3 protein-coding genes are annotated in these 3374 nt (G+C 60.6%); all 3 read left to right on the top strand.

Annotated elements, in window-relative coordinates; translation table 11 throughout:
• Positions 1 to 541, top strand: a 541-nt coding sequence (locus AC1DT3_RS15625) for a TOBE domain-containing protein (RefSeq protein ID WP_477466164.1), incomplete at its 5' end; no start/stop codon positions are given.
• Between the two features lie 77 nt (positions 542 to 618).
• The gene (locus AC1DT3_RS15620) at positions 619 to 1884 is read left to right on the top strand and encodes an aminopeptidase (RefSeq protein WP_477466163.1); all 1266 of its coding nucleotides are present in this window, start codon (positions 619 to 621) and stop codon (positions 1882 to 1884) included.
• Between the two features lie 175 nt (positions 1885 to 2059).
• Positions 2060 to 3374 (top strand): ATP-binding cassette domain-containing protein (locus tag AC1DT3_RS15615; RefSeq protein ID WP_477466162.1); only part of this gene is annotated, 1315 nt, incomplete at its 3' end.

The raw sequence follows: 3374 nt of genomic DNA, 5'->3' as shown, positions 1-3374 counted from the left end.
TTCCATTGCCGAGATCGCACGCCTTTCGACATCCGTGATCGTTCTGTCGGAAGGTCGCGTCGCTGCGATGGGCAGGCCGTCGGAAATCCTTCAGCGCACGGCCCTGTTCTCGCAAACAGGCCCGGCGGAAGCCGGTGCGATCGTGGAAACCGTCGTCCTACGGCATGAGGACGCTTACGACCTCACTGTGCTGCAAGCGAAGGCGGGAACGTTGACTGTTCCGCGACTGGCTCTTGCACCCGGTTCGCCGCTGCGGGGACGATTGCGGGCCCGCGATATCATCTTGTCCGTCGAGCGGCCGGAAGGCCTCAGCGCCTTGAACATTCTGCCGGCGACAATCTTCACCGTCGGCGTGGCGGAAGGACCATCCGTCGATGTGACGCTGGATTGCAGCGGCGACATGCTTGTCGCACGCGTGACGCGAAAGTCGGTCGAGCGGCTGAATCTCCTGCCAGGACTCCCGATCTATGCCATTATCAAAAGCATCGCGTTCGATGCGGAGACGCTAGCACTCCTGCCCGCGGCGCCAGCGAATCTCTGATCCACGCCTTTCGCGGGGTTGCGCCTCCGCTGGCGGTGTGTAGCTTCACCTCAAATCCCACTTTACGAGACAGAACCATGAACGATCAGTTCCGAAACCAGGATGCAGCCAAAATCCATGACAAGCGGCTCGACCGGCTCGCGGAAGTCGCGGTGCGTGTCGGATTGGGGTTGAAGCCGGGCCAGGAAGTGATTGTGACGGCGCCTCTGGAAGCACTCGCTCTCAGCAGGCGCATCACGGAACAGGCCTACAAGGCCGGCGCCTCCCTGGTCACGACGCTTTTCACGGACGAGGAGGCGACATTGATCCGCTTCCGGAACGGCCGTGAAGAGACGTTCGACACAGCCGCATCCTGGCTCTACGAGGGCATGGCCGACGCCTACAAGAAGGGCGCCGCACGGCTCGCCATCGTAGGCGAAGATCCTTCGCTCCTGGCCAACGAGGATCCCGAAAAGGTGTCACGCGCCAACCGTGCACGGTCGAAGGCCTATATGCCGGCCCTTAGCCTKATTGCCGGCTTCGATATCAACTGGACCATCGTTTCGGCGGCAACACCTGCGTGGGCAAAGGCCATGTTTCCCACCGACCCCGAAGATGTGGCGGTGGCGAAGCTGTGGGACGCAATTTTTGCGGCTTCCAGGGTCGATGCCCCCGATCCGATCGCGGCCTGGTCCGAGCACAATGCGAACCTTCAGACGCGCACGCGATTCATGAACGAGAAGCGTTATGCGGCGCTCCATTTCAAAGGGCCTGGAACGGATTTGCGGGTCGGTCTCGCCGATGGCCACGAGTGGAATGGCGGAGCGACAAGAGCCAAAAACGGCATCGTCTGTAACGCCAATATTCCTACCGAGGAAGTCTTCACGACGCCTCACAAGGATCGTGTCGACGGCCATGTGAAAAGCACCAAACCATTGTCGTACCAAGGCACGCTGATCCAGGATATCGAGGTGAGGTTCGAAGGCGGGAGGATCGTCGAGAGCAAGGCTCGTACAGGCGAAGCGGTGCTCGGCAAGGTTCTGGAGACCGATGAAGGGGCGCGCCGGCTCGGCGAAGTGGCCCTTGTGCCGTTCTCATCGCCGATCTCGAAAAGCGGCCTTCTGTTCTTCAACACGCTTTTCGATGAGAACGCCTCAAGCCATATCGCTCTCGGACAATCCTACAGCAAGTGCATCGTCGACGGCGGTGCCATGAGCGAGGACGAACTCGCGTCTCGGGGCGCCAACAAGAGCCTTATCCACATCGATTGGATGATCGGCTCGGATCAGGTCGATGTCGATGGAATTACCCAGGACGGACGGGCGGAGACGCTCATGCGGAAGGGCGAATGGGTTTCGGCCTAGTCGAGCGTAGGGGTTCCCGACAGGCCCTCTTTGCGAGAATGCGAAGGGCACCGGCAAGAATGCGAAGGGCGCCGGACGGTGATCGAACGGACTTGACGGACGGCAGGCGACGGCGTTGTTAACAGAGGTCTTAAAGAGGTACTGCAATGCCGGCCCGCCAGGGGAATGACCTTTCATGAGCATAATCAACATGCCGAAGGCGGATGCGCTGGGCCTTTCCGGTGAACCATTGCTGTCTGTACGGGGACTTTCCGTGGCGTTCGGCGGTTTCAACGCCGTGAATAACGTCAGCTTCGACGTGCAGCCGGGGAGAACCTTGGCGATCGTCGGGGAATCCGGGTCGGGCAAATCGGTCACATCCCTCGCGATCATGCGATTGACCGACTACACGGGCGGCATGATCACGTCCGGAGAGGTCTTGTTCCGCCCGGCGACCGGCACGACGCTCGATCTCGTCAAGGCGTCGGATGACCGGCTTCGCCAGATCCGCGGCAACGAGATCGCGATGATCTTTCAGGAGCCGATGACGTCGCTGAATCCGGTTTTCACGATCGGCAACCAGATCGCGGAAACTTTGATCCTGCATGAAGGATTGAGCCAGCGCGACGCAAGACTTCGCGCCAGGGATCTATTGCAGAAGGTCCGCCTGCCGGATGCCGATCGCCTGCTCGACCGCTATCCGCATCAACTCTCCGGCGGTATGCGCCAACGCGTCATGATTGCCATGGCGCTCGCCTGCCGGCCCAAACTTCTGATCGCCGATGAGCCGACGACGGCTCTCGACGTGACCATCCAGGCACAAATTCTCAATATTATCCGCGATCTCCAACAGGAGATGGGCACGGCCGTCATCTTCATTACGCATGACATGGGCGTGGTGGCGGAAATGGCCGACGACGTCGTCGTCATGTGGAAGGGAAACAAGGTCGAAGAGGCGCCGGTGCGCCAGATCTTTGCCGAACCACAGCACCCCTATACCCGGGCGCTTCTCTCCGCTGTGCCGCGCCTGGGCAGCCTGACGGGGCAGCCGCTTCCCGAACGAACGTCCGTCACCGTCATGGACGGAGATCGGACAAAGCAGATCGGCGAAGCCAAGATTCAGAACACCGCCAATTATACGAAACCGATCCTCGAGGTCGAAAAGCTGACGACGCGCTTCGATGTCGGAAAGACTTTCTTCGGCCGTGTTACCCACCGCGTGCATGCGGTGGAGGAGGTCAGCTTCGACATCTATCCCGGAGAGACGCTTGCGCTGGTCGGTGAATCCGGCAGCGGCAAGTCGACGATCGGACGGACGCTCCAGCAATTGATCGAGCCGACCGGGGGATCGGTGCGGTTCGACGGTCGCGACATGAACGCCATGAGCCACGCGGACCGTCGTCGGCTCCGACAACAGATCCAGTATATATTCCAGGACCCGTTCGCCTCGCTCGATCCGCGACACACGGTTGGGTTCAGCATCGCCGAACCGATTGTGGTCCACAATCTAC

This window comes from Microvirga sp. P4_G7 (genome assembly GCF_056401005.1).
Note: the sequence above shows the minus strand (reverse complement) of the source record. Positions and strands in the feature narration are given on the sequence as shown.